Here is a 25,533-nt window from a genome sequence, read left to right on the forward strand (position 1 = left end):
CCGCCACAGCCGGTGCCACACCGCCCGATCTCCCGGCGCACACACCGGCTCACACGATGCGCACCGCCCCGCCCGTGACGCGCACGCGGGCGTCATCACCCGAGACGTCGATCCGCAGGTCACTGGGGCGCCCCATGTCCTCCCCCTGGCGGACGCTGATCGTCGACGGGCCGGTGATCAGGCCGAGGGTGCGCAGGTAGCCGCCGAAGGCCGCCGCGGCCGCGCCGGTCGCCGGGTCCTCGACGACACCGCCCACCGGGAACGGGTCACGCGCGTGGAAGCGGTCCGGCGACTCGCGCCACACCAGGTGGACCGTCGTCCAGCCGCAACGGCGCATCACGTCGGCGAGCCCGTCGAAGTCGTAGTCCAGATCGGCGAGGCGGGTCCGGGAGGCAGCGGCGAGAACGAGGTGGTCGTTGCCGCCGAACGCCACATGGGGAGGCAGGGCGGTGTCCAAGTCCTCCCGGGACCAGCGCAGGGCCTTGAGGGTCTGGTCCAGCTCGTCCGGCGTGGCGGGACGGGAGTGGGCCGGCACGCTGGTGAGGGTCGCCCGGGCGGTGCCGTCGGCGGGGTCGATCGCGGTGGCGACCGGAATCTCGCCGACGGGCGTGTCGAACAGGAGGTCGCCCGCGCCCAGTCGTTCCGCGAGGGCCACGGCCAGCGCCACCGTGGCGTGGCCGCAGAACGCCACCTCGGCGAGCGGACTGAAGTAACGGACCCCGAAACGGCGTGCGGAGGTGTCGGCGGCGGTGACGAAGGCCGTCTCCGAGTACCCCACCTCGGCGGCGATCGCCAGCATGGCCGCGTCGTCGAGCGCGGAGGCGTCGAGGACCACACCGGCCGGGTTGCCACCCGCCGGGTCGTTCGTGAAGGCGGAGTACCGCAGCACCCCGGCGGCCCTCTCGGCCGAGTCGCCGTGCGGGCCGGGGACTGCCATGGCCCTGAGGCCGCTCGCACCGTTCTTGTCGTACGCGTCGCTGGTCATGCCCCCACGCTGCCAGCGTCCGACCGATCGCGTCCAACGATCGTCCCCGATCGAACCCATCGATCAGCCGCATAGATGCAGGAAGGGCGACGGCAGCCTAGTCTGGCGCCGTGGACACCCGACTGCTGCACACCTTCCTCACGCTCGCGCGGACCGGCAGCTTCACCGCGGCCGCCTGCGAACTGCATCTGGCGCAGTCCACGGTCACCGTCCACATCCGCACCCTGGAACGGGACTGGGGCACCCGGCTGTTCGACCGGCTGCCCACCGGAACGCTGCTCACCGAATCCGGGCGACGGCGGCTGGAAGGAGCACAGGACGTGCTCGACGCCGTGGCACGGCTGCGGACCGGCGGTGCCGGGGACGGCGACGACGGCGACGACGGCGACGGGGTCGTACGGGGACGGGTGCGGGTCGGCACCCCCGAGTCGCTGTGTGCGACCAGGCTGCCCCCGCTGATCGCCGCGCTGCGGGCCCGCCATCCCGAGGTGGACGTCGACCTGCACGCGGCCGGCACCGGCGAATGCGTCGAAGGGCTGCGGTCCGGGCGGCTCGACCTGGCGCTGCTGCTGGAGGACGAAGCGGACCTCCCGTTCCCCGAGGTGGTGGCCGAGACGGTGGCGCGGGAGGAACTCGCCCTCGTCTGCGCCTCCGGGCACCCCCTCGCCGGACGCGAACGCGCCCCGTCCTGGGAGCGGTTGGCCAGGGAGACGTTCTTCCTGCTGGAGGAGGGCTGCTCGTACAGCGACGCGCTGGAACGGCGCCTGCTCGCCGTGCCGGACGCCCGCCCCCGACTGACCCGGTTCGGCGGGGTCGACGCGGCGCGCTCATGCGTCGCCGCCGGCCTGGGGCTGACCTTGCTGCCGCTGACGACCGTGGAGGAGTACCTGCGGCAGGGCCGACTCGCGCGCGTACCCGCGCCGGACTTCGCCGGGATCCCCGTACGGCTGGCCCGCCACCGGAGGCGGTGGACGTCCCCGGCGGCGCAGGCCCTCGCGGTGGAGATGACCCGGCAGTGGGGGGAGGGGGAGGGCCCGACGCCCGCTCTCACCGCACCACGCGGTAGCGGAGGTGGACGACCTTCGAGCTGAACGTGCGGGTCTGGACGAGTTCGAGGTCCACATGGCGCTCGTGCCGGGGAAAGAAGGAAATGCCGCCGCCGACCAGCACCGGGTAGACCCTGATCCGGTACTCGTCGATCAGTCCCAGCGCGGCGGCCTCGGCGGCGAGCGTCGCGCCCCCGATCGCGATGTCACCCGCCCCCGGCTCGGCCCGAAGTCGCTCGATCTCCTCCGTCAGGTTGCCGGAGGCCAGGCGGGCATGGCCCTCGACCGTGGACAGCGTGGTGGAGAACACCACCTTGGGGAGCGGATTCCACAGGGCGGCCCACTCCCGCTGCGCGTCGTCGAGCGAGGGATCCTGGTCGGCGGTCTCCCAGTACAGCATCGTCTCGTACAGCCGCCGCCCCAGCAGATGGACGCCGACCTCCCGGATCTCGTCGATCCAGGAACGGAAGACCTCCTCGTCCGGCCCTGTCCAGTCGAAGCCGCCGTCCGGCCCGACGATGTACCCGTCGAGTGAGACGTTCATCGAGTAGGTCACCTTGCGCATCGGAAGTCCTCCTGGACAGGGGGGGCGGCTGGTGGCCCCGGACGGCCCGGCGCCGGTTCACGACCCCGGACGGCTGGGTGCCTGTTCATGGCTCCAGACGGCTCAGCGCCTGCATGGCTTCGCGTTCCGTCCGCGCCAGTTCGCGCAGGCGGGCGCCGGCCTGGACGAGGTACTCGGCTTCGCCCGTACGACCGGCGTGTGCGATGAGTTCGGCGGTGTGCGTCCATTGCCCGGCGGCTTCCGCGTACAGCGCGTGCCCCGTGCGCAGGTGCGGGCTGTCGAGCCACTCGGTGCATTCGGCGAGGAAGTCGCGGTAGAGGTTGCGGAAGAGGGCGCCGCCGGTGCCGGCCTTCTCCATCAGCAGGGCCGCCTGCGGCAGATCACGTTCCGGGTCGTCGCTCCGCTGGAGCCAGGTGGGTACCAGTTTGCCGGCTTTCTCGATACCCCGGTGGCCCAGATTGGCGATGGGCGGGTTGAGGAAGGCCCCGGCGCAGGCGGTGATCGCCGGGACGATCCGCTCCCGGGGCGGAGCGGCGTTCGCCGGAACGGTGAGGGTGAACGAGCGGTGCCTGGCGGTCATGGGCCCGCGGGCGGCCCGGGCCCGGGCGAGACCGGCCAGGCTGGTGGTCACCGCCCCGCCCTGCTGGGCCGTGTCGACGAGCTGGGCGTTCATGTCGTCGTACCCGTACAGCGCGACGATGTGCCCGCCGAAGTGCACGCGCGAGGTGAAGTAGTCGAGGTGGTAGCTGTCCAGTTGCAGTCCGACGGGCCGCCCGGCCTCGACGGCGGCCGTCACGTTCTCCCATGCCTTGCGGGCCGAGGCCGTCTCCTTCACCTCGAGTTCCAGCTCCAGCCTGTCGGCGAGGTCGGTCGTGAGGGCGAAGGGCTTGACGCGTCCTCCGAGGAAGGGGAAGTCCATGCTCTTGCTGTCCCAGTAGACGAAGGACAGCCCCGCGCCCAGCCCGAAGAGCATGGCCTCGGACAGGTCGAGCCCCTGGTGGCGCAGCAGCACCGCGAGCGTGGTGGTCTCGCAGTGCTGCATACCCCGGGCGTCGATGCCGTCGACCTGAGTCATGAGAAGCGCTCCCGGGCGGTTGATTGCGGACCGGACCACCGGCTGGTCTCATCCAGCGGTCCGACACAGTACCGGCATCCGGACGGGCATCCGGACCGATGTCCCCGTCCCGGCCCTGACCGAAAGCGACGTGCAGCCGAGCGCGCCGTCGCCGCTGCCCGGGACCTCCCGCGCCCACGGTCGACCGTCCGCCAGTCCTACGGGTGGTTGTCCTACGGGTACGTGGGGATGGGGTGGTCAGGGGTGAGGGCGGCGGCGATGCGCTGGGCGATGGTGTGGGCGGTGTGCCCGTCAGGGGTGGTGGGCCCTTGGGTGGTGGCGACGGCGATGGCGAGGTCCCGGTCGGGGAGGTATGCCTGGGAGGCGGAGTACCCGAAGAAGAGGGGGTGTTGGGCGACCCAGTCACCGAGGACGAGGACACCCATCCCGTAGTGGGTCCTCGACGTGTTGGCCAGACAGATGTCTGCCGGGCAGGTACGGGTCGGCTTGCCCAGGCCCACGGTTCCCGGGTCGAGGAGCTGCCGGTAGGCGGCGGCGGACAGGAGCGTGCCGGAGCCGATGCCGGTGGCGGACCGGGCGAGGTCGCAGATGTCGGTCGTCTGCACGGCGCCGGGGGCGGTGGTCCATGACGGGTTCCAGAAGGTGGATTCCTCGTAGGTACCCCGGTCCGAGGTGAAGGCGTGCAGTACCGGTTCGGGGATGTCGGGCGTGAAGCTGTTGCGGGTCTCACGCAGCCCGAGCGGGCCCATGACCTCGCGCTCGAGGAGGACGTCCAGCCGGGTCCGGGTGATCTTCTCCAGGGCGGCGCCGAGCAGAACGAAGTTGGCGTGCGAGTAGTTCCAGTTGGTGCCCGGCCGGTACCACCGCTTCCGGCTGGTCGAGACGTCCACCAGCTCTTCGGCCGTCCACTGGCGGAAGGGGTTGGCGGCGACGGTCTGGGCGAAACCGGGGGCGGTGACGTAGTCGGCGAGCCCCGTGGTGGAGGAGGCCAGCATGCGCAGGGTGATCCGCTCGCCGTCCTTGAGGTCGGGCAGCCACCGCGCGACCGGGTCGTCGAGGCGGACCCGCCCCTGGTCCACCAGCCGCAGCAGGGCTGTGCCCATGTAGCTGATGGCGATGTTGCCGTTGCGGAAGTGCATGGCCGGCCGGGCCGGAACCCCGGTCATCGACTCGCCGAGCGCCGTGGTGATGATCTCGCGGCCGCCGAGGGTGACCCGCAGGATCACGGACTTGAGCCCCTTCTCCGCGCGGGCCTGCTCGGCGATCCGAAGGATGTCCCGCGCCTTGCCCCGCCCGGGCGCCCCGGAACCGGTGCAGGCGCGGCGACGCCCGCCGCCCTCCGCCGCGCCGACGGGCGTGCCGGCCGCTGCCCCAACGGCCGCGCCGCCGGGCGTACGGTCGGGTGTGGCACGGGCGGTGGTGCCGACTGCGGTGGCCGGTGCGCCGAGGGCGAGCAGTGCAGCCAGTGCGGTGACCACGGCGAGCCGCGGCCGTGGTGAACGGGCTGATCTCATGGCCCGGAGTATCGAGGTCGACAACCGCGCCGACGGCCGGTACGACGCCGAGCCGCGAGAAGATCACCCGTCAGGCTCGCGATCGTGACAGGAGCGTGGTCAGCACCGAACCGCGCCGAGCGCGGCGCTGGGCGCGGGTCACAGCCCTCCGAGACCGACCCCGTCGTTCCCGCTCGTTTCGCCCCCGGCCTCGTCGAAGTGGTCACCCATGATCAGCATGGCGACACCGAAGATCAGCACACCAAGCAGGAGTTCGAAGAGGGTGTACGCCCAGATCACGTGATCGGCGAAGGCCAGAGCGCCCAGGGGAATCGCGGCCGCGATCGCGGACAGGGTGATGAGCAGGCCGATGACGCGGTTCTTGCGCAGAATCTGGTGCTTGCCTGTCATGGCACCCCCTCCGGGAGGCAGGAGGACCCGCCGCCCGGAAGAGATACCCGGCAATCACCCGTGGAACACGCAACTCCGCCCGAAAGGGGCAGGATTGAGCACCCGTTCCTGCTTCGGTTCCCTGCCCGGAGCGGCGCCGAGAACCATGGCCTCGTGAGCGCGCACCGCCGCGGGGGACGGATGTCACCGACCGTTCGAGCCGGCCCGCAACCGCTCGACCAGCTTGAGCGTGAGGGGGCGAGCCACCTCCTGGAGGTCCCATCTCCCCTCTCGCACAGCCTGGTTGCTGATCCAGAACACCATCAGGTCACCGTGGACGGCGTGCACGTTCACGCCGTAGGACCAGCCGTTGCCGCCGGAGTGGGTCGCGAGGCTGCCGTCAGGCATGATGACCCACCCGTAGCCGATGGCGTAGCCGTCATATCCGGGCAGGCCGGTGGGGGAGTGGGCCGTGAACATCGCGGCCCGCGCGTCGCGGTCGAGGAGGGTGCCGTCGGCCAGGGCGCGATGGAAACGGTACATGTCACGCGCGGTGGACAGCAGACCGCCGTTGCCGCGCAGGTTCCAGTACGGGCCGTCAGCGGCCCATCGGTGGTCCAGCGGCCGTCCCTGGGAGACGCCCCGTTCGTCGTACTCCACCGCGATCCGCTCCATGTCCCGGCGCGGCAGGACGTACCCGGTGTCCGTCATCCCGGCGGGAGCGAAGATCTGCCGCGCCAGGAAGTGCTCGTAGTCCATGCCGGTGACGCGCTCGATGACGGCGGCCAACAGGCTGTACCCCAGGTTCGAGTAGGAGAACCGGGAGCCGGGCGGAGCGACCAGCTCGGACGTGACCGCTCCGTCGATCATCTCCTCGCGGGAGATCGGGTCGTAGTCGTCGCCCAGCGCCTCCGGCAACCCGGAGGTGTGGGTGAGCAACTGATGGATCGTGATGGCGCGCTTGTCCGCGGGGACGGAACCGACGAACTCGCCGATCCTGTCGCTGACGCGCAGCCTGCCCGCCGTCTGCAGCTTCATGATCGCCACAGCTGTGAACGACTTGGTCATCGACATGACGTCGTACACCGTGTCGCAGCTCGCCGGGATGCCGCGGGCCAGGTCGGCCATGCCGTAACCGGCGCAATGCGTCACCTCACCACCCCGGGCGGCGATCACCGTACCGCTCCCACCGCGGGGCAGCCCTTTGTCGAGGATCGCCTGGATCCCGTCGTCGGTGATGTCCGGGGCCGGGGACGGAGAACCCGTGTGCGGCGGACGGGCGGCGTCCGGGGTGCCGCCGCTGGTACTGCAACCTGCTAGCACCAGCACCAGAGCGGACAGCGATGCGCGCACGACGGGGGCACGGAACGCGGGCAGCCTCATGCGAAATCCTTGCGGTAGCTGCCGACAGCGGGCCCGCGAGTTCGCCACGGGACGTCCATGAGGCCGACGCCCCGATCGTACAGCGGAGACCGCTTGCCCCAACGACTCGGGCGACTGGGCCGGCTCAGGCGGCCCCGGGGACTCGGCCGGCTCAGGCGGCCCGTCGGCCATCCACCGGTGGTCCACTCGGCAGGCTCGGCCGGTTCGTCCCGTGCTGCCCCGCCGGGCGGGCCAACGCGTCGACCGCCGCGCCGAACAGCCGCGGCACGTGTTGCGCCAGGGGCACCAGCGCCGCGCGAACCGGGGGAACCCGCGTCGCGCCGAGCAGCGCGTGGGTCAGCCACCGGTAGCGCCGTGTGAGCCGACGCCAGTCCCGTTCGTACCCCGGCACGTCACCCCCGGCGACGGCCCGGACGGCCGCCTGCGCCTGTGCGAGCGCCAGCGCGATGCCCTCACCGGTCAACGCGTCGACGTACCCGGCGGCGTCGCCGACGAGCAGCACTCGGCCGGCGGTGCGCGCGCTCGTGTCCTGGCGAAGCGGCCCCGCCCCCCGTACGGGCCCCGCGTCCCCGGCCCCGGCGAGCCGCTTCCGCAGTTCGGGGAAGGCGACCAGGTGGTCGTCGAAGGACCCGCGGGCGGCGGTGAGCACCGCGACGCCCACGAGGTCGCCGGCCACCGGCGTCACATATGCCTCCGCGTCGGGCGCCCAGTGCACCTCGACGTGGTCACTCCAGGGGGCGAGCGCGTAGTGGCGCCGCAATCCGTGGCGTCCATGTCGCGAACCGGCCCGGCGTGGCCGGTCGAGCCCCAGCGCCCGGCGGATCGGCGAGTGCAGACCGTCCGCCGCGACGAGGTACCCGGCACGGGCGCCGTCGACCAGCACGCCCGCCTCGTCCTGCTCGATGCGGCGCGCGGTGCGCTGATCGATCCGTACGCCCGCGCCGAGCACCGCGTCGCGCAGGGCCGCGTGCAGCGTCGTACGGCGTACGCCCCGGCCGGGGCCCGCCGTGAAGTCGGCGTCGACCCGTCGCCGTCCCGCCACGTAGCGGATGCCGCGCAGCTCGTGCCCGGGCGGATGCACCCCGAGCGCCGCCAGCGCGGTGACGGCGCCCGGCATCAGCCCCTCGCCGCACGCCTTGTCCACCGTGCCCGCGCGTTGCTCCCACACGGCGACATCGAGCCCGGCCCGTGCCGCGTGCAGGGCCGTGGCCAGGCCCGCCGGCCCCCCGCCGACGACGAGCAGGTCCATGGGCGTCTCCTTCAGGTCAGTTGGGCGAGCGCGGCGTCCTCGGTGCGGATGCGGGTGGCGAGCAGGACCCCGTTGAGGGCGGTGAAGGCGACCGCCGTGCCCCAGGCCGAGTGCACCAGGGGGAGCGCGAACCCTTCCGCGACGACGGCCACGTAGTTGGGATGCGGGATCCAGCGGTAGGGGCCGACCGTGACACGCGCGGCGCCCGGCACGACGATCACCCGCGTGTTCCACTGGCTTCCCAGGGAGGCGATGCACCACCAGCGCAACGCCTGCGAGGCCGCGACGACGGCGAGCATGCTCCACGCCAGGGCCGCCACCGACTCCGGTCGGCGCAGCCACACCTCCGCGAGCGCGCCGACGAGCAGGCCCGTGTGCAGGACCACCATGAACGGGTAGTGCCCCTGCCCCGCCTCCACGCCGCCCCGCGCGAAACTCAGGGCGGCGTTGCGCCGGGACACGACCAGCTCGGCGACCCGCTCCAGGCCCACGGCCAGCACCAGGACGGTGAACAGGGCCTCGCTGCTCACCGCCCACCACCCGGAGCGCGCAGGAGCACCAACTCGGAGCAGAACCCCGGACCCATGGCGAGCATGAGCCCGTACGAGCCGGGCGGGGGCGGACGCTCGGCGAGCGTGTCCGCCAGCACGTGCAGCACCGAGGAGGAGGACAGGTTGCCGATCCGGCGCAGCGAGTCCCAGGTCATCCGCAGGGCGTCCCGTCCCACCCCGAGGGCGTGCTGCAGCGCCTCCAGGACCTTCGGGCCACCCGGGTGCGCCACGTACCAGCCGAGGTCGTCACGGGTCAGCCCCTGGTCGGCGAGGAAGCCGCGGACGTCTTCGCCCACGTGACGGCGCACCAGGTCGGGAACGGCGGGGTCGAGCACGATCTTCAGCCCGCCGGAGCCCACGTCCCAGCCCATCATGCGCTCCGAGTCGGGGTAGAGCCGGCTGCGGGACGCGAGGACCTCGGGACGGGCCGGGGCGTCGGACTGCGCGAGCGCGTGCTCGGCCCCCACCCCGACCACCGCCGCGGCCCCGTCCCCGAACAGTCCACCGGCCACGAGATTCGCGGCCGACGTGTCCGCGCGCTGCAGTGTGAGCGAGCACAGCTCGACCGACATCAGCACCGCCACCCCGTCCGGGCGGCCGCGCAGCAGATCGCGCAGACGGGCGACACCGGCCGCGCCCGCCACGCAGCCCAGGCCGACGAGGGGCAGCCGCACCACGTCGGGCCGCAGTCCGATCTCCGCCGCGACGCGGGCCTCCAGGGAGGGGACGGCCAGGCCGGTCACCGTGCACGACACGATGTAGTCGACGTCGGCCGGTGTGAGCCCGACGCCCTTGAGCGCGTCCACGACCGCGCGAGCGCCCAGTTCGACGCCGGCCCGGATGAAGGCGTCGTTCGACTGGCCGAAGTTCTGGAGCCGGGCGTACTCCTCCAACGGGAGCACGGTGTGCCGGGTCTCGACGCACACGTTGCGGTGCATCCGCTCCAGCACGCCGTACCTGGACGCCTCCTCGGCCGGCATCATGGTGGTGAGTAACCGGGTGATGTCCTCCTGCCGGTGGCGATGCTCGGGCAGGGCGCCGCGAACGCTGACGATGCGCATGCTCATGATGGCTCCTACGGTCGAACGGGTGGGGCGGCGTCGTACGGCCGGGAACCCGCCACCTGGACGCCGACGTGGCCGGCCGGCGGGGTCATCGGGCGCCCGTCACGAGCAGCAGGACGTCGAGCAGGGCGATGGCGACCGCGGCCCGGAAAGGGGTACGCGCGGGGGCGACCAACGCGAGCAGTGCCAGGACCGCCACCAGCACGAGGACCGCCCACGCCCAGGTCCGCGGTGTCCCAGGGGGGCCGAGCACGGCGAGCAGTGAGGCGCCGGACAGCAGCACGGCGGCAAGGACGCGTGAGCGACGTTCGCCGATGCGGTGGGGCAGGCCCCGTACGCCGGTGCGTTCGTCGTCGGCCAGGTCGGGCAGCGTGTTGAGAAGGTGCGCCCCCACGCCGAGCGCGGCGCCGGCGCCCGTCATCCACAGCGGGGCCCAGCCCGGCGCCGGATCGGCGAGGGTGACGACCGAGGGCAGTGTCCCGAACGCGCAGGCGTACGGCGCCCACGACCACACGGTCGCCTTGAGCCCGAGGTTGTAGGCGTGGCCGGCGCCGGTGGCGAGGGTGGCGTTGAGCAGCGCGCTGCGCCAGTCGGCCAGCACGGACAGCACGAGGCAGGCGCAGGCCGCCACGACCAGGGCCGGCACCACCCGGGCGACCGGGAGGGCTCCGGTGGCCAGCGGCTTGTCGGCGCGACCGACGGCGCGGTCCCGACGGAGGTCCAGCAGATCGTTGCCCCAGCCGATCGTGAGCTGACCGGCGAACACCGCCGCGGTGACGGCGACACCGTCGAGCGGGCGCAGGCCGGCGCGCAGCGCGAGCAGCGCCGTGACAGCGGTGGCCGCGAGCGCGGGCCCGCCGTGGGCGGCCACGAGCAGCGCGGCCACGGACGGCGACCCGGGGTGCGCCTCAACGGCGCGGGCGGTCACAGGCATCGCGGCACCTCGGCGCGTGCGGTCACGGGCATCGCGGCACCTCGACGACAGCCAGGGCGCCCCCATCGACGCTTCCCGCACCACGCGTGATCGTCTGGGACATGAAGGATCGCTGCCACGCCGCCCGCCCGCTCACACGAGGCACTCCGGCATTCGGCGGACGCCCCGACGCACACCGCCCCCTGTTCCCTCGCCGAGGACGGCGCCGCAGAATGGGACCGTGGACATGGACGTCCTCACCGTCTCCGGTGTGCGTGACAGGCTCGGCAAGGCACTCTTCCGCCGCGTCGCGGGCCCGGACGGTCCCGCCAACCGTGCCCGCATCCACGACACACCCGGACCCCGCTGGTTCGGCCCGGAGCGGCCCATCCGCGTCGTCCACGGAGACGCCTCCATGTTCATCGGCGGGCTGCGCGCCCTGCTCCTGCAGTCCCTGCACCCGCTGGCCATGGCCGCCGTGGCCGCTCACTCCGGGTACCGCGGCGACCCCTGGGGACGGCTGCAACGCACCAGCACGTTCCTCGCCGTGACGACCTTCGGAACCGCCGACGACGCCCGCGACGCCGTCGAACGCGTCCGCGCGATCCACGAACGGATCACCGGGACGACCACCGAGGGCGAGCACTACCGGGCCGCCGACCCCCACCTGCTCGAATGGGTGCACATCACCGAGACGGACAGCTTCCTGCGCGCCCACGAGCGCTTCGGCGCGCACTCCCTCACCGCCGCCGACTACGACGCCTACGTGGCGGACACGGCCGAGGTCGCCACCGCCCTCGGCGTGCCGGACCCGCCCCGGACGAGGGCGGACCTCGAGTCACGCCTGGCCGCGTACCGTCCCGAACTCCGCGCCACCGCGGAGAGCAGGGCGGCCGCGCGCTTCCTGCTCGTCCACCCCCCGCTGCCGCTCGCCGCCCGGCCCGCCTACGCCCTGCTCGCCGCCAACGCGGTGGGCTCCCTCCCGGACTGGGCGCGCGGACTGCTGGGCCTTCCCCGCCTCCCCGTCCTGGAGGGCGTAGCGATACCGGTCACGGGCCACGCCCTCACAAGGGCGATCAGATGGAGCATGAGGCCCCCGCACTAGGCCCTGTCGTCACATTCCCGCCGTCGCCCGAAGGGCGGTAGGTGGGAATGTGACGACAGGGCCTAGCCTGCCCCGTTTCAGGCCGCGTCCCGGCTCTACCGTTCGCCGGAGGGCGCCGCCTCGTCCTCGACGGGAATGCCCAGTCGGTCGGCCACGGTCGTCAGGGCCGTTCCCAGCGGCAGCGCGACCCGGGTGACGGCGTGCCGGTCGCCCCGGGTGGCGTCCCGGTTGACGATCAGCACCGGCGTCCCGGCCTCGGCTGCCTGGCGGACGAAGCGAAGCCCGGACATCACCGTCAGCGAGGAGCCCAGGACCAGCACGGACGCCGCCCGACGAACCAGGGAGCGGCAGTGTTCGACCCGCGGTGGCGGAACGGCCTCGCCGAAGAACACCACGTCCGGCTTGAGGATGCCGCCGCAGACCACGCAGGGCACGACCTGGAAGTCCCCGACCTGATCCTCGGTGAGGTCGGCGTCGCCGTCCGGGTTGATCCCGGCGGCCACCGGCTCGAAGCCCGCGTTGGCCTCCTCCAGCCGCCGGGCCAGCTCACGGCGCGGGCTGAACGCGCCGCAGGACAGGCACACCACCTGCTCCAGGCTTCCGTGGAGCTCCACGACGCCCTCACTGCCGGCTGCCTGGTGCAGACCGTCGACGTTCTGGGTGATCACACCCGAGAGCAGACCGTGCCGTCCGAACGCGGCCACGGCCCGGTGCCCGGCGTTGGGCCGGGCACGGCCGAAGGTGCGCCAGCCGAGGTGGCTGCGCGCCCAGTACCGGCGCCGGGCATGGGCGCTCGCCGTGAAGTCCTGGTAGGTCATCGGGGTGTGCCGGCTCAGGCTGCCGCCCTCACCCCGGTAGTCGGGGATGCCCGACTCCGTGGAAATGCCCGCCCCACTCAGCACCAGCACACCACCGGAACCCAGAGCGTCGACGACGGGGCGCAGATCCGTCGTGCCCGGCGGTAGGTCCTCCGCGGGAGACCAGCTCAAGGTGGGGCGCATGCGCATGCCGCAAGGGTACGGAACGCGCCGCACCGGTGTTCGGCGGGCGGCGCGACCGGCCTCGGGACCCGCCGGAACCGACTGCCCCTCGTCGTCGTCTTGTGCGCTGACTGTGCACGAACAGGAACACGGGGGATGCTGTGGCAGGGAACGCGACGAAGGCCGGGCTTGTGGCGATGGCCCTGGTGACGGTACTCGGGGCCTCGGCCTGCGGCGGCGAAGCAGGCGCGGCGGCCGAGGGGAGCCGCGCGACGCCTCCCACGCACCGTACGGCGGAGTCCCTCGCCCCCTTGACCGCGGCGTCGCCCCTCACCCGCAAGGTGCCGTGGAACCTGGACATTCTGGACCAGCGCTCACGGCCCCTGAACGGCAGGCTCACCACCACCGCCAGGGGCAAGGGCGTCCACGTCTATGTGATCGACACGGGCATGGACATCGCCCACAAGGAGTTCGGTGGACGCGCACGCCTCGGCGCCGACTTCGTGGGAAAGAAGGACTCCGGTGACTGCTTCGGCGAGACAGGGGTCGGTCACGGCACGTTCGTCGCGGGCGTCATCGGCGGAGCCAAGTACGGCGTGGCTCCCAAGGCGGAGCTCGTCCGGGTCCAGGGCCTGCTGTGCGAGAGCGACGGCGAGGGCTCCTCCCCGGCAAAGGCCGAGGCGGCCCTCGTGAAGTCGGTCAAGTGGGTCACCGCCCACGCCGAGAAGCCGGCCGTGGTGAACATGTCGCTCAACCTCGACCACCGGTCGGCGGCCCTGGAGTCCGCGGTGAAGAAGATGATCGACGCGGGAATCCCGACAGTGGTGTCGGCCGGCAACGGCCGCGAGGACGCCTGCGAGCAGTCCCCGGCCGGCGTGCCCGGCACGATCGTCGTCGCGGCCTCCACCTCGAAGGACCGCGTGTGGAACGACAGCGACTTCTACGGATCGGGCTACGGGCGGTGCGTGGACCTGTACGCACCCGGCGAGAAGGTCACCGCCGCCCTCGCCGGCGGCGGAACGGTCACGGAGGACTTCGGCGCGACGTCCTGGGCCGCGCCGCACGCGACCGGCGTGATCGCGCTGTACCTGTCGGCGCACCCCCGCGCGACCCCCAAGGAGGCGCAGGTCTGGCTGGACCGCACGGCCACCCGTGGCGTGCTCCGCGGCGTCCGCCCCGACACGCCCAACCGCCTCCTCAACACGGGCGGCATCTGATCCACCGGCCCGCGATCCGCTGATCCACCGGCCTGCGATCCAGCAATCCCTGTGCCGCCTGCCCCTGGGCCGCCACCGAGGATCGCCGCCGGGCTGTCGCCCCCGCGCGTCGTTGGCCGTCCGCGCGGGGGCGGGGCTGCTACCACAGGTGCCATGAACCCAAGCCCGGACCGGCGACGAGCCCGAACCCAGGTGGACCTCGTGCCGAGGGACAGGATGCTCGCTCTCACCGACGGTGTGACAGCCATCGCCATGACACTGCTCGTGCTGGACATCGATCTGCCCGAAGGGCTCGACGGGCCCGAACTGCGCCGGGCGCTCGACGAGGTGCAGTCCCAGCTGGGTGCCTTCCTGCTGAGTGCGGTGGTCATCGCACTGTTCTGGCGGGCCCACCAGACCGCGGTGCGGAACGCCACGGAGATCGGCCCGTACGCCTTCTGGCTCCATGTCGCGTTCCTGGTGCTGATCTCCTTGATCCCGTTCCCCACCCACGTCCTGGAGAACTACGGCGACCGCTTCCTCGGCCCCGGTCTGTACGGGGCCGTGATCGGCGCGGCCGCGCTGGTGCTGTACGCGCTCGATCTGCACCTCAGTCGCGCGGCGGGCGCGAACTGGCGCAGTGTCCCGCTCCCCGCCCAGGCGATCGTCTTCCTGGCCTCGGTGGGGATCGCGAGCGTCTCCCCGGGCGCCGCCATCTACAGCTGGGCCGCCACCGTTCCCTTGGCCGTGCTGGCCGGCCGACGCGCCGCACGCGCCGGCGATCAGGCCAGCGGGGCGGCGCTGTAGTCGTCGAGGCATGAGTAGGTGAAGCTGCTGTCCGCCGCGACCGGCGGGAAGTCCATGACGCCGTAGTGGAAGTGATCGAGCGTGGTCTCGCTGCGGTCGAGCCGGACCTTCAGGGGACCCTCGGGCACGCCGCCCTGGTTCAGACAGGAGGTACGGGGGTCCCGAAGGTCCGATCTCCCGGTGGAGGCGAACACCAGTTGGAGCCCGCTGGATGTGCGGGCGGTGGACAGGACGACGGCGAAGTACTCGTCGCTGTAGCGGGAGATGCTGACGCGGGGCACACGAGCCGTGCCCAGCTCGACCGCCGAGTAGTCGCTCTGGCAGGAGTAGCGCAGGGCGTACCGCCCGGACACGAGCAGGGGGAACGTCAGGGTCCCCTCGAAGGCACCGGCCCGCGCTGTCTCGGCTCGCTGAGCGAACGGATGAACGGTGAACGTCCCGTCCGGCCCCCGCACTTCGAGACACGTGGTGGTCGCGTCCCGCAGGTCGGCCCTTCCCCTCGCGCGCAGGGCCACCGTCAGCTGGTGGTTCTTCGCGGTCACGGAGGTCACCGTGGCGGCGTACCCCGGGTCCTGGTAGCGCGAGACGCCCAGCACGCCTCGGGTGAACGTGGGCTGCCTGGGCGTCGGGGCCGACGGCTTCCGTGCGGTCTCCGCCGAAGGGCGCACGGGGGAGGTGGTCGTCCGGGGCTGGTCGGTATGGGCGTTCGGCTTGTCCTCGAACGGCCGTGCCGAGGCCGTGACGGTGACGGTCGCTCCGGGCGAGGCGTCCTGGGCGCCGAGCCCGGCACCGGAGTCACCGGCCCGCCCGATCAGCACCGCCCCCGCCGCCACCAGCAGACCCGCGACCAGCGAGACCCCCACGAGGAGGGCCGGCCTCCTCCCCGCCGGGACGCCGGGCGCGGGAGGGCGCGAACCGGGCATCGCCGTGGCGCCGGTGGTGCCGACGAATGCCGAGCCCGCTGTCGCCGTGGGCTGGTCCTGGTCCATCCGGCCGGGGTCCAGGGCCGTCGCCGGGTGTGTGAGGGCCCGCAGTGCTTCGGAGCTTTGGCGCACGGAAGAGAAGACGGGCGCCGGGAGCCACGGCCGGCCGCCCTGGTGCACAGGGCGTGGTAGGTCGGCCAGCATGCGGGGCACCTCGGCCGGTGCGGGCCGGTCGGCGGGGGCTCGGGCGAGGCACTCGCGTACGAGGGTGCGCAGATCGTGGGGCAGGGACGGCAGTGCAGGGGTGTTGCCCCCGATGACGTCGAGGGCGGGTGCCGGGCGCTCCGAGGAGCCCGCGACCCGGCCCGCCGTCTCGGCGAGAAGCACGCCGAGGGAGAACATGTCGCTGCGCGGCCCCACCTCCTGAGTGAGGAACTGCTCGGGGGAGGCATAGGCGGAAGTTCCGACGAACTGCCCCGTCGAGGTGAGTCCGGCCTGCCGCACCGGGCGCGCGACCCCGAAGTCGAGCAGACGCGGGCCGGTCTCCGCGAGGATGACGTTGGACGGCTTGACGTCGCGGTGCACGATGCCCGCGTCGTGGATCGCGGCGAGTGCTTCCGCGAGACCCGCCGCCAGGACCCGCACACTGTCGGCCGGCAGCGGACCGTACGAGGTCAGTACCTCCGCGAGATCGGGGCCGTGGACAAGCTCTGTCGCCAGCCAGGGCACTTCCGCGTCAGGATCGAAGTCGATGAGCTGGGCGATGTACGGACTGCGGACTCTGCTGGCGACCTCGATCTCGCGGGCGAAGCGTTCGCGGTAGCCGGGCACCGTCGACAGCTCCGGGCGGATCGTCTTGAGCGCCACCAGGCGCCTGCCGCCCAGGTTGCGGGCAAGGTACACGCTGCCCATCCCGCCGGAGCCCAGACGGCCCATCACTTCGTACGGTCCCACGCGCCCGGGATCGACCCCGTACCGAAGCGGCTCCACCACGCTGCACCCTCACCCGTCCGTCGATGCCCCGAGAGACAGCCACGCCGTCTGCCGGAAGCCATGACCGACCGACGGTCAGGGCGGGCCACTCACGCAGCAGGCAGGCCGTGCTGCCGAACCGGCTCACCAACAGAGCCGGGGATACATTCTGACGATCCACCCCCTATCACCACAGGGCGCGCGGCGGTGCGACACGGCGCATGACGGTCAACAAGCGCTCCCACCACAACGCGGTTCAGTGGCCGTGGACCGTACCGCTCCCCGGGACACGGCACGGCCGCCGCGGACATCCGCGGCGGCCGTGCGTGCGGTGACGCGGATCAGCACTCGCCACGCCAGGTGGCCTGCTTGAAGACGACGCCGGACACGAAGTTCCACTTGTAGTCGCCGGGGCCCGGGTTGAAGTGGAGGCAGTCGCTGAACGTGCCCCCGTTGTAGGTCCACGTGAGCTGGATGTGGTCGGCGCCGGGGAAGCTCGTACCGTTGTTGAAGACGGACCGCCCACTCACGCTGCCCGACCAGTTGCCCTGGCTCTCCACCAGCAGCGAACCCGTCTGATCCGGGCCGGAGTAGATGCAGAAGGCTCCCCGGTCGCAGCCGGGCGGGTTCGGTTCGGCGGACGCGGTGGGTGCCATGACGGTCACGGCCGCCAGCGCGGCGGATGCGGAAAGGGTCGCGATGGTGCGCTTGCGCATCTGGTTCTTCCCCCTTGTTTCAGGTCTGTTCCTTCGCTGCCCCCTCACTGTGGGCGACGGCGGTACAGCCGGAGCGCAGTGCCGGTTCAGTCCTGGTTCAGCCCGTGTGCACGCTCGGATCCTCCTCCTCGAGAGCGCGGAGCTCGCCGTACTCCCGAGTGCCGTAGAGCTGGAACGTCAGCAGCGCCTCCTGACGCAGCGCACGGGCGCGGGACCGGTCGCCGACGAGTTCGTGGAGACGGGACAGATCACGCAGGGTGCGGGCGCGGAAGACCGGATGCCTCAGCCGGGTCCACAGGTCCAGTGCCTGCCCGAGACAGGCCGACGCCTCGTCCACCCGTCCCTGCGCGAGGTGCAGTTCACCGAGTGTGCGCAGCAGCAGGGCCTCACCGAACCCGTCGTCCAGCTCCCGGCACACCCGTAGCGCGCCGAGCAGCGCGGGCAGCTCCGCGTCGTCGGGCCTCAGCCGGAAGCGGACCTTGGCCAACGCCTGGACGGCGTACGCCTCCATCAGCCGGTCACCGACCGACCTCTGGAGGTGCAGGGCCCGCGCGCACTGCTCCTCCGCGCGCTCCAGGTCACCGTCGGCACGGTGCACCAGGCCGATCGCCCGCAGCGCCAGCCCCTCACCACGCCGGCTGCCGATCGACCGGTAGATCGTGAGCGCCTTCCGCAGGTGGACCATCGCCTCCGCGGAGTTGCCCTTCTCCCGCAGGATCGACCCGAGGTCGTAACGGGCACTCGCCTCCCCCGCGACGTCCCCGAGTGTCTCGAAGGCGGTCAGCGCCTGTTCCAGACAGGCCGTCGCCTCGGTGAAGTTGCCCCGTTCCCTGCCGACGGCGGCGATGCCCGCGAGGGCCGTGGCCCGGCCGCCGAGGTCGCCCAGCCGCGCGAACCCGGCCAACGCCTCACGGAAGCAGCGGTCGGCCTCCTCGAACCGGTCCTGCTCGTAGCGCAGTTGGGCGAGGCCGGTGAGCAGTACGGCCTCCCCGCGCGGGTTCGCCGCCCGGCGGACGGCGGCGAGAGCCGCGTCGTGCGTCCGCTGCCACTCCTCGAACTGGTTGTTCACCCGGAAGGACGCCTGGACGAGCGCCGAGGCCAGGTCACACGCCTCCTCGTCGAGACCGAGGCGCGCGGCGAGCACCACCCCCGCGACCAGCGAACCGTGCTCGGCCCGCAGCCACGCGCGCGGATCGGCCAGCAGCCGCCGGCCCAGCCCCAAGTCGGTGTCGTCACCGGGGCCCTGGGGCACGAGGTGCGGCACACCGGTGGGGTCGAGGTCCCCGGCCCGGCGGGTGAGCGCGAGCCAGGTACGCAGCAGCCGTGACAGCGCCGAGGAACGGTCCTGCCGGGTGTCCTCCAGGTCGGCGCGTTCCCTGGCGTACAGCCGGACCAGGTCGTGGAAGCGGTACCGTACGCGGCCGGTACCGTCCGCCCCCAGCGGCTCCAGCAGATGGGCATCGGCCAGCCGGTCGACCAGACGTTCCGCGTCGGCCACGTCGATGCCCGCCAGCGGCGCGGCCACCCAGGGCGCGAGATCCGGTGACTCGAGCATTCCGAGCCGACGGAAGACGAGCCGTTCCGACTCCGGGAGCGCGCGGTAGCTGACCTCGATCCCGGCCCGCACGTCCAGGTCCCCGGAGGCCATCTCGTCCAGCCGGACGTGTTCGTCGCGCAGCCGCTCGGCCAGCGCTCCGAGCGGCCAGGCGCTGCGCGTCCCCAGCCGGGATCCCGCGATACGCAGCGCCAGCGGGAGCCCTCCGGACAAGTGGGCGATCTCGGCCGCCGCCTCGGGCTCCGCCGTCGTCCTGTCAGGACCCGTGAGGCGGGCCAGCAGTTGCAGGGCATGCGCGGCGTCCAGCACGTCCAGGCCCACCCGCTCGGCGGAGTCCAGCCCGTGCAGGGCCTTGCGGCTGCTGATCAGTACGGCGCTGCCACCGCCCGCGCCCGGCAGCAGCGACCGCACCTGCTCCTCGTCCGCGGCGTCGTCCAGCACCACGAGGACCCTCGAACCGGCCAGCAGCGTACGGAACGCGGCGGCTCGTTCGGCGAGGGAAGGGGGAATGCGGCCCGGTCCGATGCCCAGCGCGCGCAGGAAGCCCGCGAGCACCTCGGCCGGGTCGGCCGTCCGGGCAGGGTCCCCACCACCCAGCGCCGCATGGAGCTGCCCGTCCGGAAAGGCCGTCGCGACCCGGTGCGCGACATACAGCGCCAGTGCCGTCTTGCCGACGCCTGCCATCCCGTGCACGACACAGACCCGGCCGTGCTCGCCGCCCTCGCGCAGCGCGGCCTCCAGACGGGCCGTTTCCGTCTCACGGCCGGTCAGCCACTTCGGCGGGGCGGGCAGCTGTGCGGGAGCCGGCGCCTCGCCGGGCTCCTGCCTCGCCCGTACCTCCCACCGCGCGTACGCCTCGCCGACGGCTCCGCCTGCGGTTCGCGTGCCAACGCCGGCTCCGTGGCCGGCGGCGGCAGCGCGCGCCCCGGCTTCGGGTTCGGCGGGCTGGTCGGCCGCCAGCAGCCGGGCATGCACCCCCCGAAGCTCGGGGCCGGGTTCGATACCCAACTCGGCGTGCAGGAGGCGACGGCCCTCGCGATACACACGCAGGGCGTCCGCCCGGCGGCCACAGCGGTCCAGGGCGGTGATCAGCAGCACCCGTAGGCGTTCCCGCAGCGGATGTTCGGCCACCAGCCCGGTGAGATCACCCACCAGTTCCGCCCCGCCGCCCAGCGCCAGCCGCGCGTCGAGCAGGCGTTCCACGGTGGTCAGCCGGATCTCCTCCAGCCGTGTCGCCTCGGCCTGGAGCAGCGGCGTCGTCGGAGCGCCGAGCGCGGGGCCCCTCCAGAGGCCCAGCGCCTCCTCGAAGAGATCCGCCGCCTCACCGTGTTCGCCGCGCGCGACGTCCGCGCGTCCCCGTTCGAGCAGCTCCTGGAACAGCAGAAGATCCAACTGCCCCTCCTCCGGCTCGAACACATAGCCACGAGGACGGGTCGTGATCACCTCTCGGGCGCCCGTGCTGTGGAGCACCTGCCGCAGCCTGAGCACGTACCCCTGCACCAGCTTCGCCGCCGACGCCGGTGGATGATCACCCCACACCGCGTCGACCAGCCGGTCGACCGACACCAGCTTTCCGGCCTCGACGAGCCCGGCGGTGAGCAGCGCGGTCGGCTTGCGCGGAAACGGCGGCAGCCTCTGCCCGTCGACCCACACCTCGACGGGCCCCAGCACCCGGAATTGCACCTGTCCCCCAAGGCTCCCGATCACCGTGGCCCACCGGTCCAGTGCGCCGTCACTCGAAGCCCTCGACATCCACGATGCGCGTGCTGCCCACCCGACGCCAGACGCCCACCGGCCAGCGGGTCGGAATGGCCGAACCCCGTCGAATACGCCGCTGTCATGCTGCTGTGATGCCGCGCGGGGCCGCCGCCACCGGTCGGCGTGCGGGGGAGCGGTTCGAGCGGACGTCGGTTCCTCGTCGCCGACGTCGTCGTCTGCACCTGCGCCCACGTCGTCACGCGGGCCCTGAGGTCCCGCCGACCGCGGAGCGGGCGCCCACCAAGCCCGTGGCCCTCGGCTTTCCGCTCCTGAACGGCAGCCCCCGCGCCCGGGCGACCGTTGTCTCCGGCGGCGCGGGGGAGCGGACACCGCGCTGCTGCGGCTCGACACGGGCAGTCGACGGCGCCCTGTCGGCGCCGCTCGTCGACCGGACCGGCGTCTGCGGCCAGGCCGCGCGGTCACGGCCGCAACGCCCGCCTCAGGTTGTCGGGGCCCAGAGCCCGTCGGCTTCACCGCGGGCGAGGTGCTCGGCGTAGACGTCGACCTTCCAGGCGATGAGGGACCGGCACTCCTCCAGTGCCTGGATCTGCGCGTCGACGCGCTGCCGGTGGGCGTCGAGCAGGCGCAGACGTTCCGCTTCGTTGCCCGGCCCGCGGCGTACGAGTTCGGCGAAGTGCTTGAGGTCGGCGAGCGGCATGGCGGACTCGCGGAGCTTGACGCAGATCAGCAGCCATTCGACATCGGCGGAGGTGTAGCGCCGTCGCCCGCCCGACGTGCGCTGGACCGGCCCGACGAGCAGCCCCTCGCGCTCGTAGAAGCGCAGCGCGTGCACGCTCAGTCCGGTCCGCTCGGCCACCTCTCCGATGCTCAGCGACTGCGCGCCGGCGTGGGTGGTCGGCATGCCGCTCACTCCTGTCACTCCCTGCCGCTGTTGTCACTTCGGGACTTGATCTAGACCTCCCTCTAGATCGTAGCGTCAGCGACATGACCCTCACTGATCAGCAGCCGCTCGGCTCGTCCCTGTCCGCTTCCACCACCGCCGAGGACGTCATGGCCGGCGTCGACCTGTCCGGTATGACGGCCGTGGTGACCGGGGGCTACTCGGGGCTCGGCCTGGAGACCAGCAGGGCTCTGACGGCCGCCGGAGCCCGGGTCGTCGTTCCGGCCCGCCGCCCTGACGTTGCCCGTGCCGCGCTGGAGGAGGTGAAGAACTGCGAGGTCCTCTCCATGGACCTGGCCGACCTCGACAGCGTCCGGTCGGCCGGCGCGTACATCAGCGACCGGTTCGACCGGATCGACCTTCTGATGGCTGTCGCCGGAGTGATGGCGACCCCGGAGCGGCGCTTCGGCCCCGGCTGGGAAGGCCAGCTCACCGCCAACCACTTCGGTCACTTCACCCTCGTCTGCGAGCTCTACCCGCTCCTGGTGGCCGCGGACGGCGCGCGCGTCGTGGTCAACAGCTCGGCCGGGCACACCCTGACCGGCATCCGCTGGCACGACCCGCACTTCCGCACCGGCTACGACACATGGCTGGCCTACGGCCAGGCCAAGACGGCCAATTCCCTTTTCGCCGTACACCTCGACTCCGTCGGCAAGGGCGACGGAGTCCGGGCGTTCGCCCTCCACCCCGGCAAGATCATCACCGGACTCCAGCGGGAGATGACGCTCCAGGCGCAGATCGACCGCGGCTGGGTGGACGAGCAGGGCAACGTCGTCGGCGATGGTTTCAAGACCGCCTCACAGGGGGCCGCCACCGGGCTGTGGGCCGCCGTGTCCCCGCTCCTCGAGGGCCGAGGCGGCCTCTACCTGGAGGACTGCGAGGTCGCCCGCGTCTCCGCCCCCGACACCCCGATGGACGACGGCGGCGTCCGCGCCTACGCCATCGACCCCGACGGGGCGGCCCGGCTCTGGGACCTGTCTCTCGCCGCGACCGGCGCCACGCCGATCCCCCGATGAAGCGGCGCTCGAACAGTGCTGTGTGGGCGGACGGCGCCTGGACAGCTGCCGTGGCAGTGGCCAGGGACCGGAATGGACCGTCAACCGACCGGCCGCTGACCTGACCTGACCTGCTGCTGAGCTGACCTACGTCTGACGAGCCGTCGGAGCGACGGATCGCTCAATGCCTCAGCGCGTCCGAGATGGACTTGACGCCGCCGTGCGCAGTGAGTCCCCCGTCCACGGGAATCTCCGCACCGCTGATGAAGGACGCCTCGTCGGACAGCAGGAACACCACGAGCGGTGCGATGTCGTCGACCGTCCCGCTCCTGCCCAGCGGTGTCTCTTTGATGGTCGCGTCACGAAAAGCCTTCGTGGCCTGAGCGGTCATCTCGGTCTCGATGTAGCCGGGGAGCACCGTGTTGACGCGGATCCCCTTCGGCCCCAGTTCCGTGGCCGCTATCTTCGACACGGCACGCAGGGCCCATTTGCTCGCCGTGTAGGCGACGGGGTAATAGCCGGTGAGTGCGGTGGCCGACCCGATGTTCACGACCGACGAGCCGGGCGGCATGAGCGGGGACAGGCGCTGAATACCCAACAGCGGACCGGTGGTGTTCACCGCCTGCACATGTGCCATGTCCTCGGGGCGCACGTCCTCGAGCCGCTTCCTCTCGATGATCCCCGCGTTGTTGACCAGCCCGTGAACTTGGCCGTACGTCTCGCGCAGTTCGGCGGCCAGTTCGTCCCAGTCGCTCTCACTGCTGATGTCGAGCCGCCGGCATCCTTCGCCGTCGGGACGCGCGTCGGTGGCCACCACAGTGGCACCGGCACGGGTCAGCGCCCGAACCTCGGCCGCCCCTTGCCCGCGGGCTGCTCCCGTGACAACGACGACTTTGCCCGCGAGACGCCCAGCGAACCGCTCGCGTTCGGGGATCGAACTCATGGCGCACAACCTACCTCGCCGAGCTCACGTGTCTGCGATGTCGGGTCGCCCCAGATGAGGGTTCGCCGGTGGAGGGTGGGCCATCAGGTCGGTCGTGACAAGGCGAAGAGGGCCTCGGCGCTCTCTGGTGTCGCCACCTTTCCCGGAACGTCCGTTACTTCGGCTACTTGGGCGGTACCCGTCCCGTGAGGGTTTCCCACTCCTCGAGAGCTTCCTCCAGTTCAGAGTCCGCGACCTTGCGGTGCGGGTCCTGGCGGTTGTGCTGCCGCACCCGGTCGAGTTCCTGGCGCGCTGCTTCCTGCGCCCGGGTGTCGGCACGAGCCTCCTCCAGCGCACGCTCGGCCTGGGCGAGCTGGCGCGGAAGCCTGGCACGGAAGGTGTTCTCCTCCGCGACGGCGTTCTGGATGTTCACGGTGAAGTCGCGCACCGCGTCCTCGTCGAATCGCTGTTGGTCATCCGTCGAGGGAAGGAGGTGAGGGAATTTCGCGCGGAGTACCCGCCCGGTGACGTCGGTGAGGTAGATCGAGTGGTTCGTTCGGCCCGTGTCGAAGCGGGCATCGAGACCGGCCAACTCGATCGAGCGCGTTCGAGGGCCGGACGTCACCACGAGGACGTGCTCGAACAAGACGAGCTCGCCCAGGCCGTCCAACCGCTTACCGGTTCCGGGGTTCCGCAGCCGCGCGATCTGCTGCTCCAGCTGACGCAACCTCCGTTCGTAGGCGGCCTCCGCCGACGTGAGTCCGGCCAGCGCAGCGGACTCCGCCGCAGCCGCGGCACGGGACAGCGCACGCGCCTTGTCGCGAGCCTTCGCCAGGGCCTCGCGGTCCTTCTCGTACTTGAAGCTGAACGCGAAGGCCCAACCGCCGGGATACCTGTGCAGCCTCCACAGGACCCCCAGGCCCAAAGTCACCACCATGACCACGCCAAGCCAGACCGCGTCCATGCCGTCCCCTCTGTGCCGCCGACTGCCCGTTTGTACTGCCGTCGAGCCGACTGCCGCACTGGATCGGTGCGAGAAGTCAGCAACGCCACATCCCAGAGCGCACTGTCACTCCACACACCCCAGACAGCTCAGCCGTCACGGCTCGCGTCGGGGTGCTCGCCCGGTCGGGGTCGCCGCCGTGCGTGCCGGACACGCGGGCCGGCGCGCACGGCGCACCGACCCGCAGACTCACCGAGGGCCACGGTCAGGCCGCCACAACTTCCTGGGCGATGAACTTCTCCAGGATCTCTCCCGCTCGGCGGTCGAAGTCCGCGTAGTGAGCCTCCCGTTCGGCACCGGTGATCGCGTCGCCGACCAGGAGGTTGCCTTCGGCATCGAGGCGTTGAGGGCGCTCCTCCGCGTCGGTGAGCAGACCGACGGTGGAGTGGGAGAAACCGCAGTAAGCGGCAATGCCCTCGCTCAGGTTGCTCTCCAGGAGGGCGTGCATCCCTTCGACGACCGGATCGTCGCCAGGGGCGCCGGCCAGACCCAGCCACAGGATGCGCTTGCCGGCGAGACGGGGCTTGCTGCGTCCGTAGGCGAACCCGTAGTTCCATACGCGGTCGATCCAGCCCTTGAGGATGGCGGGCACGCTCTGCCAGTACACCGGGAAGACGGCGACGACGGCATCGGCGTCGAGGATGCGCTGCATGTGGGCGTGCACTTCGTCCGAGTACCTCTTCTCCCGGTCGCCCCAGTCCGGCTGGTCCGCCACGTTCATCCGAGGGTCGAACCCCTCGGCGTGCAGGTCGAGCAGGTCGACGCGGTAGCCGGCGGCTTCGAGCCGGGCGGCGGCCCGCCGGGCCGTGTGCGCGGTGAGGGAATCGGTGCGGTGGTGTGCGACGACGACGAGGGCTGTGGAACGGCTGTCGTGCTGCGTCACGGTATCTCCCGGTGGTCTCGGCCGGTTGGATGAACGACTTCAGTACAGCCCCGAAGTCGTAGATGATCCATGGGAGATACGCTCCGAAACATAGGAGAGCGTC

Annotated in this window: 23 protein-coding genes; 5 read left to right on the top strand and 18 right to left on the bottom strand. The window is 72.1% G+C overall.

Going from position 1 to position 25,533, the window contains the following annotated elements:
• Positions 1-49 precede the first annotated feature (49 nt).
• Complete coding sequence (locus ACZ4Z2_RS27930; protein WP_468079764.1) at positions 50-937, bottom strand: PhzF family phenazine biosynthesis isomerase; 888 nt, start codon at positions 935-937, stop codon at positions 50-52.
• A gap of 158 nt (positions 938-1,095) precedes the next feature.
• Between ACZ4Z2_RS27930 and ACZ4Z2_RS27935 the strand changes: the two genes are divergently transcribed.
• Positions 1,096-2,076, top strand: coding sequence for a LysR family transcriptional regulator (locus ACZ4Z2_RS27935; RefSeq protein WP_468079635.1), 981 nt, complete (start codon positions 1,096-1,098; stop codon positions 2,074-2,076).
• Here ACZ4Z2_RS27935 and ACZ4Z2_RS27940 read toward each other — a convergent pair.
• The 9 genes from ACZ4Z2_RS27940 to ACZ4Z2_RS27980 form a co-directional block, all read right to left on the bottom strand.
• On the bottom strand, positions 2,033-2,596 hold the full coding sequence (locus ACZ4Z2_RS27940) for a dihydrofolate reductase family protein (protein WP_468079637.1): 564 nt from the start codon (positions 2,594-2,596) through the stop codon (positions 2,033-2,035). The two genes, ACZ4Z2_RS27935 and ACZ4Z2_RS27940, sit on opposite strands and share 44 nt — an antisense overlap.
• An 85-nt stretch (positions 2,597-2,681) precedes the next feature.
• Complete coding sequence (locus ACZ4Z2_RS27945; protein WP_468079638.1) at positions 2,682-3,671, bottom strand: BtrH N-terminal domain-containing protein; 990 nt, start codon at positions 3,669-3,671, stop codon at positions 2,682-2,684.
• Positions 3,672-3,883: 212 nt separating this feature from the next.
• The gene (locus ACZ4Z2_RS27950) at positions 3,884-5,185 is read right to left on the bottom strand and encodes a serine hydrolase domain-containing protein (RefSeq protein WP_468079639.1); all 1,302 of its coding nucleotides are present in this window, start codon (positions 5,183-5,185) and stop codon (positions 3,884-3,886) included.
• A 138-nt stretch (positions 5,186-5,323) separates the two neighbouring features.
• Complete coding sequence (locus ACZ4Z2_RS27955; RefSeq protein ID WP_468079641.1) at positions 5,324-5,575, bottom strand: hypothetical protein; 252 nt, start codon at positions 5,573-5,575, stop codon at positions 5,324-5,326.
• Positions 5,576-5,758: 183 nt separating this feature from the next.
• Positions 5,759-6,937 (bottom strand): serine hydrolase domain-containing protein, encoded by a 1,179-nt coding sequence (locus tag ACZ4Z2_RS27960; RefSeq protein ID WP_468079643.1) that lies wholly within the window; start codon positions 6,935-6,937, stop codon positions 5,759-5,761.
• A 151-nt stretch (positions 6,938-7,088) separates the two neighbouring features.
• A complete protein-coding gene (locus ACZ4Z2_RS27965) occupies positions 7,089-8,186 on the bottom strand; it encodes an NAD(P)/FAD-dependent oxidoreductase (protein WP_468079645.1) in 1,098 nt (365 codons plus the stop codon).
• Between the two features lie 11 nt (positions 8,187-8,197).
• On the bottom strand, positions 8,198-8,716 hold the full coding sequence (locus ACZ4Z2_RS27970; protein ID WP_468079646.1) for an isoprenylcysteine carboxyl methyltransferase family protein: 519 nt from the start codon (positions 8,714-8,716) through the stop codon (positions 8,198-8,200).
• Complete coding sequence (locus ACZ4Z2_RS27975) at positions 8,713-9,804, bottom strand: type III polyketide synthase (RefSeq protein WP_468079647.1); 1,092 nt, start codon at positions 9,802-9,804, stop codon at positions 8,713-8,715. Before ACZ4Z2_RS27975 ends, ACZ4Z2_RS27970 begins: the two co-directional genes overlap by 4 nt.
• A gap of 85 nt (positions 9,805-9,889) precedes the next feature.
• Positions 9,890-10,735 carry a UbiA family prenyltransferase gene (locus ACZ4Z2_RS27980; RefSeq protein WP_468079648.1) on the bottom strand — a complete coding sequence of 282 codons (846 nt, stop codon included), beginning with the start codon at positions 10,733-10,735 and terminating at the stop codon, positions 9,890-9,892.
• A gap of 226 nt (positions 10,736-10,961) precedes the next feature.
• Here ACZ4Z2_RS27980 and ACZ4Z2_RS27985 point away from each other — a divergent pair, with 226 nt between their 5' ends.
• Positions 10,962-11,819, top strand: coding sequence for an oxygenase MpaB family protein (locus tag ACZ4Z2_RS27985; protein WP_468079766.1), 858 nt, complete (start codon positions 10,962-10,964; stop codon positions 11,817-11,819).
• A 95-nt stretch (positions 11,820-11,914) separates the two neighbouring features.
• Here the strand turns inward: ACZ4Z2_RS27985 and ACZ4Z2_RS27990 are convergent, their stop codons facing one another.
• Entirely contained in the window at positions 11,915-12,826 is a 912-nt protein-coding gene (locus ACZ4Z2_RS27990; protein WP_468079649.1) for an NAD-dependent protein deacetylase, read from the bottom strand.
• Positions 12,827-12,960: 134 nt separating this feature from the next.
• On the opposite strand from ACZ4Z2_RS27990, the gene ACZ4Z2_RS27995 reads away from it, so the two are divergent.
• Both ACZ4Z2_RS27995 and ACZ4Z2_RS28000 read left to right on the top strand, forming a co-directional pair.
• The gene (locus ACZ4Z2_RS27995; protein WP_468079650.1) at positions 12,961-14,016 is read left to right on the top strand and encodes a S8 family peptidase; all 1,056 of its coding nucleotides are present in this window, start codon (positions 12,961-12,963) and stop codon (positions 14,014-14,016) included.
• 201 nt (positions 14,017-14,217) lie between these two features.
• Complete coding sequence (locus tag ACZ4Z2_RS28000; protein WP_468079651.1) at positions 14,218-14,802, top strand: TMEM175 family protein; 585 nt, start codon at positions 14,218-14,220, stop codon at positions 14,800-14,802.
• Here ACZ4Z2_RS28000 and ACZ4Z2_RS28005 read toward each other — a convergent pair.
• The 4 genes from ACZ4Z2_RS28005 to ACZ4Z2_RS28020 all read right to left on the bottom strand — a co-directional run bounded on the left by ACZ4Z2_RS28005 (position 14,778) and on the right by ACZ4Z2_RS28020 (position 21,588).
• Positions 14,778-16,679, bottom strand: a complete 1,902-nt coding sequence (locus ACZ4Z2_RS28005) for a serine/threonine-protein kinase (RefSeq protein ID WP_468079652.1) — start codon at positions 16,677-16,679, stop codon at positions 14,778-14,780. The genes ACZ4Z2_RS28000 and ACZ4Z2_RS28005 overlap by 25 nt on opposite strands.
• Positions 16,680-17,038: 359 nt before the next feature.
• Entirely contained in the window at positions 17,039-17,413 is a 375-nt protein-coding gene (locus ACZ4Z2_RS28010) for a peptidase inhibitor family I36 protein (protein ID WP_468079653.1), read from the bottom strand.
• Between the two features lie 97 nt (positions 17,414-17,510).
• A complete protein-coding gene (locus ACZ4Z2_RS28015) occupies positions 17,511-20,639 on the bottom strand; it encodes an AfsR/SARP family transcriptional regulator (protein ID WP_468079655.1) in 3,129 nt (1,042 codons plus the stop codon).
• 526 nt (positions 20,640-21,165) lie between these two features.
• Entirely contained in the window at positions 21,166-21,588 is a 423-nt protein-coding gene (locus ACZ4Z2_RS28020) for a MerR family transcriptional regulator (protein ID WP_468079656.1), read from the bottom strand.
• An 83-nt stretch (positions 21,589-21,671) separates the two neighbouring features.
• On the opposite strand from ACZ4Z2_RS28020, the gene ACZ4Z2_RS28025 reads away from it, so the two are divergent.
• Positions 21,672-22,643 carry an SDR family NAD(P)-dependent oxidoreductase gene (locus ACZ4Z2_RS28025; RefSeq protein WP_468079658.1) on the top strand — a complete coding sequence of 324 codons (972 nt, stop codon included), beginning with the start codon at positions 21,672-21,674 and terminating at the stop codon, positions 22,641-22,643.
• A gap of 160 nt (positions 22,644-22,803) precedes the next feature.
• Here ACZ4Z2_RS28025 and ACZ4Z2_RS28030 read toward each other — a convergent pair whose 3' ends face one another.
• The 3 genes from ACZ4Z2_RS28030 to ACZ4Z2_RS28040 all read right to left on the bottom strand — a co-directional run bounded on the left by ACZ4Z2_RS28030 (position 22,804) and on the right by ACZ4Z2_RS28040 (position 25,430).
• The gene (locus tag ACZ4Z2_RS28030) at positions 22,804-23,565 is read right to left on the bottom strand and encodes an SDR family NAD(P)-dependent oxidoreductase (RefSeq protein WP_468079659.1); all 762 of its coding nucleotides are present in this window, start codon (positions 23,563-23,565) and stop codon (positions 22,804-22,806) included.
• Between the two features lie 163 nt (positions 23,566-23,728).
• A complete protein-coding gene (locus ACZ4Z2_RS28035) occupies positions 23,729-24,508 on the bottom strand; it encodes a hypothetical protein (protein WP_468079661.1) in 780 nt (259 codons plus the stop codon).
• 244 nt (positions 24,509-24,752) lie between these two features.
• Positions 24,753-25,430 carry an NAD(P)H oxidoreductase gene (locus tag ACZ4Z2_RS28040; RefSeq protein WP_468079663.1) on the bottom strand — a complete coding sequence of 226 codons (678 nt, stop codon included), beginning with the start codon at positions 25,428-25,430 and terminating at the stop codon, positions 24,753-24,755.
• Positions 25,431-25,533 lie beyond the last annotated feature (103 nt).

The organism is Streptomyces sp. NPDC030183 (assembly GCF_055573455.1).

Excerpts from the sequence above, each read along its gene's own strand:
- ACZ4Z2_RS27930 (WP_468079764.1), bottom strand. The coding sequence starts at position 937 with ATGGCAGTCCCCGGCCCGCACGGCGACTCGGCCGAGAGGGCCGCCGGG.
- ACZ4Z2_RS27940 (WP_468079637.1), bottom strand. The coding sequence starts at position 2,596 with ATGCGCAAGGTGACCTACTCGATGAACGTCTCACTCGACGGGTACATC.
- ACZ4Z2_RS27945 (WP_468079638.1), bottom strand. The coding sequence starts at position 3,671 with ATGACTCAGGTCGACGGCATCGACGCCCGGGGTATGCAGCACTGCGAG.
- ACZ4Z2_RS27950 (WP_468079639.1), bottom strand. The coding sequence starts at position 5,185 with ATGAGATCAGCCCGTTCACCACGGCCGCGGCTCGCCGTGGTCACCGCA.
- ACZ4Z2_RS27955 (WP_468079641.1), bottom strand. The coding sequence starts at position 5,575 with ATGACAGGCAAGCACCAGATTCTGCGCAAGAACCGCGTCATCGGCCTG.
- ACZ4Z2_RS27960 (WP_468079643.1), bottom strand. The coding sequence starts at position 6,937 with ATGAGGCTGCCCGCGTTCCGTGCCCCCGTCGTGCGCGCATCGCTGTCC.
- ACZ4Z2_RS27965 (WP_468079645.1), bottom strand. The coding sequence starts at position 8,186 with ATGGACCTGCTCGTCGTCGGCGGGGGGCCGGCGGGCCTGGCCACGGCC.
- ACZ4Z2_RS27975 (WP_468079647.1), bottom strand. The coding sequence starts at position 9,804 with ATGAGCATGCGCATCGTCAGCGTTCGCGGCGCCCTGCCCGAGCATCGC.
- ACZ4Z2_RS27980 (WP_468079648.1), bottom strand. The coding sequence starts at position 10,735 with ATGCCTGTGACCGCCCGCGCCGTTGAGGCGCACCCCGGGTCGCCGTCC.
- ACZ4Z2_RS27985 (WP_468079766.1), top strand. The coding sequence starts at position 10,962 with ATGGACGTCCTCACCGTCTCCGGTGTGCGTGACAGGCTCGGCAAGGCA.
- ACZ4Z2_RS27990 (WP_468079649.1), bottom strand. The coding sequence starts at position 12,826 with ATGCGCATGCGCCCCACCTTGAGCTGGTCTCCCGCGGAGGACCTACCG.
- ACZ4Z2_RS28010 (WP_468079653.1), bottom strand. The coding sequence starts at position 17,413 with ATGCGCAAGCGCACCATCGCGACCCTTTCCGCATCCGCCGCGCTGGCG.
- ACZ4Z2_RS28020 (WP_468079656.1), bottom strand. The coding sequence starts at position 21,588 with ATGCCGACCACCCACGCCGGCGCGCAGTCGCTGAGCATCGGAGAGGTG.
- ACZ4Z2_RS28025 (WP_468079658.1), top strand. The coding sequence starts at position 21,672 with ATGACCCTCACTGATCAGCAGCCGCTCGGCTCGTCCCTGTCCGCTTCC.
- ACZ4Z2_RS28030 (WP_468079659.1), bottom strand. The coding sequence starts at position 23,565 with ATGAGTTCGATCCCCGAACGCGAGCGGTTCGCTGGGCGTCTCGCGGGC.
- ACZ4Z2_RS28035 (WP_468079661.1), bottom strand. The coding sequence starts at position 24,508 with ATGGACGCGGTCTGGCTTGGCGTGGTCATGGTGGTGACTTTGGGCCTG.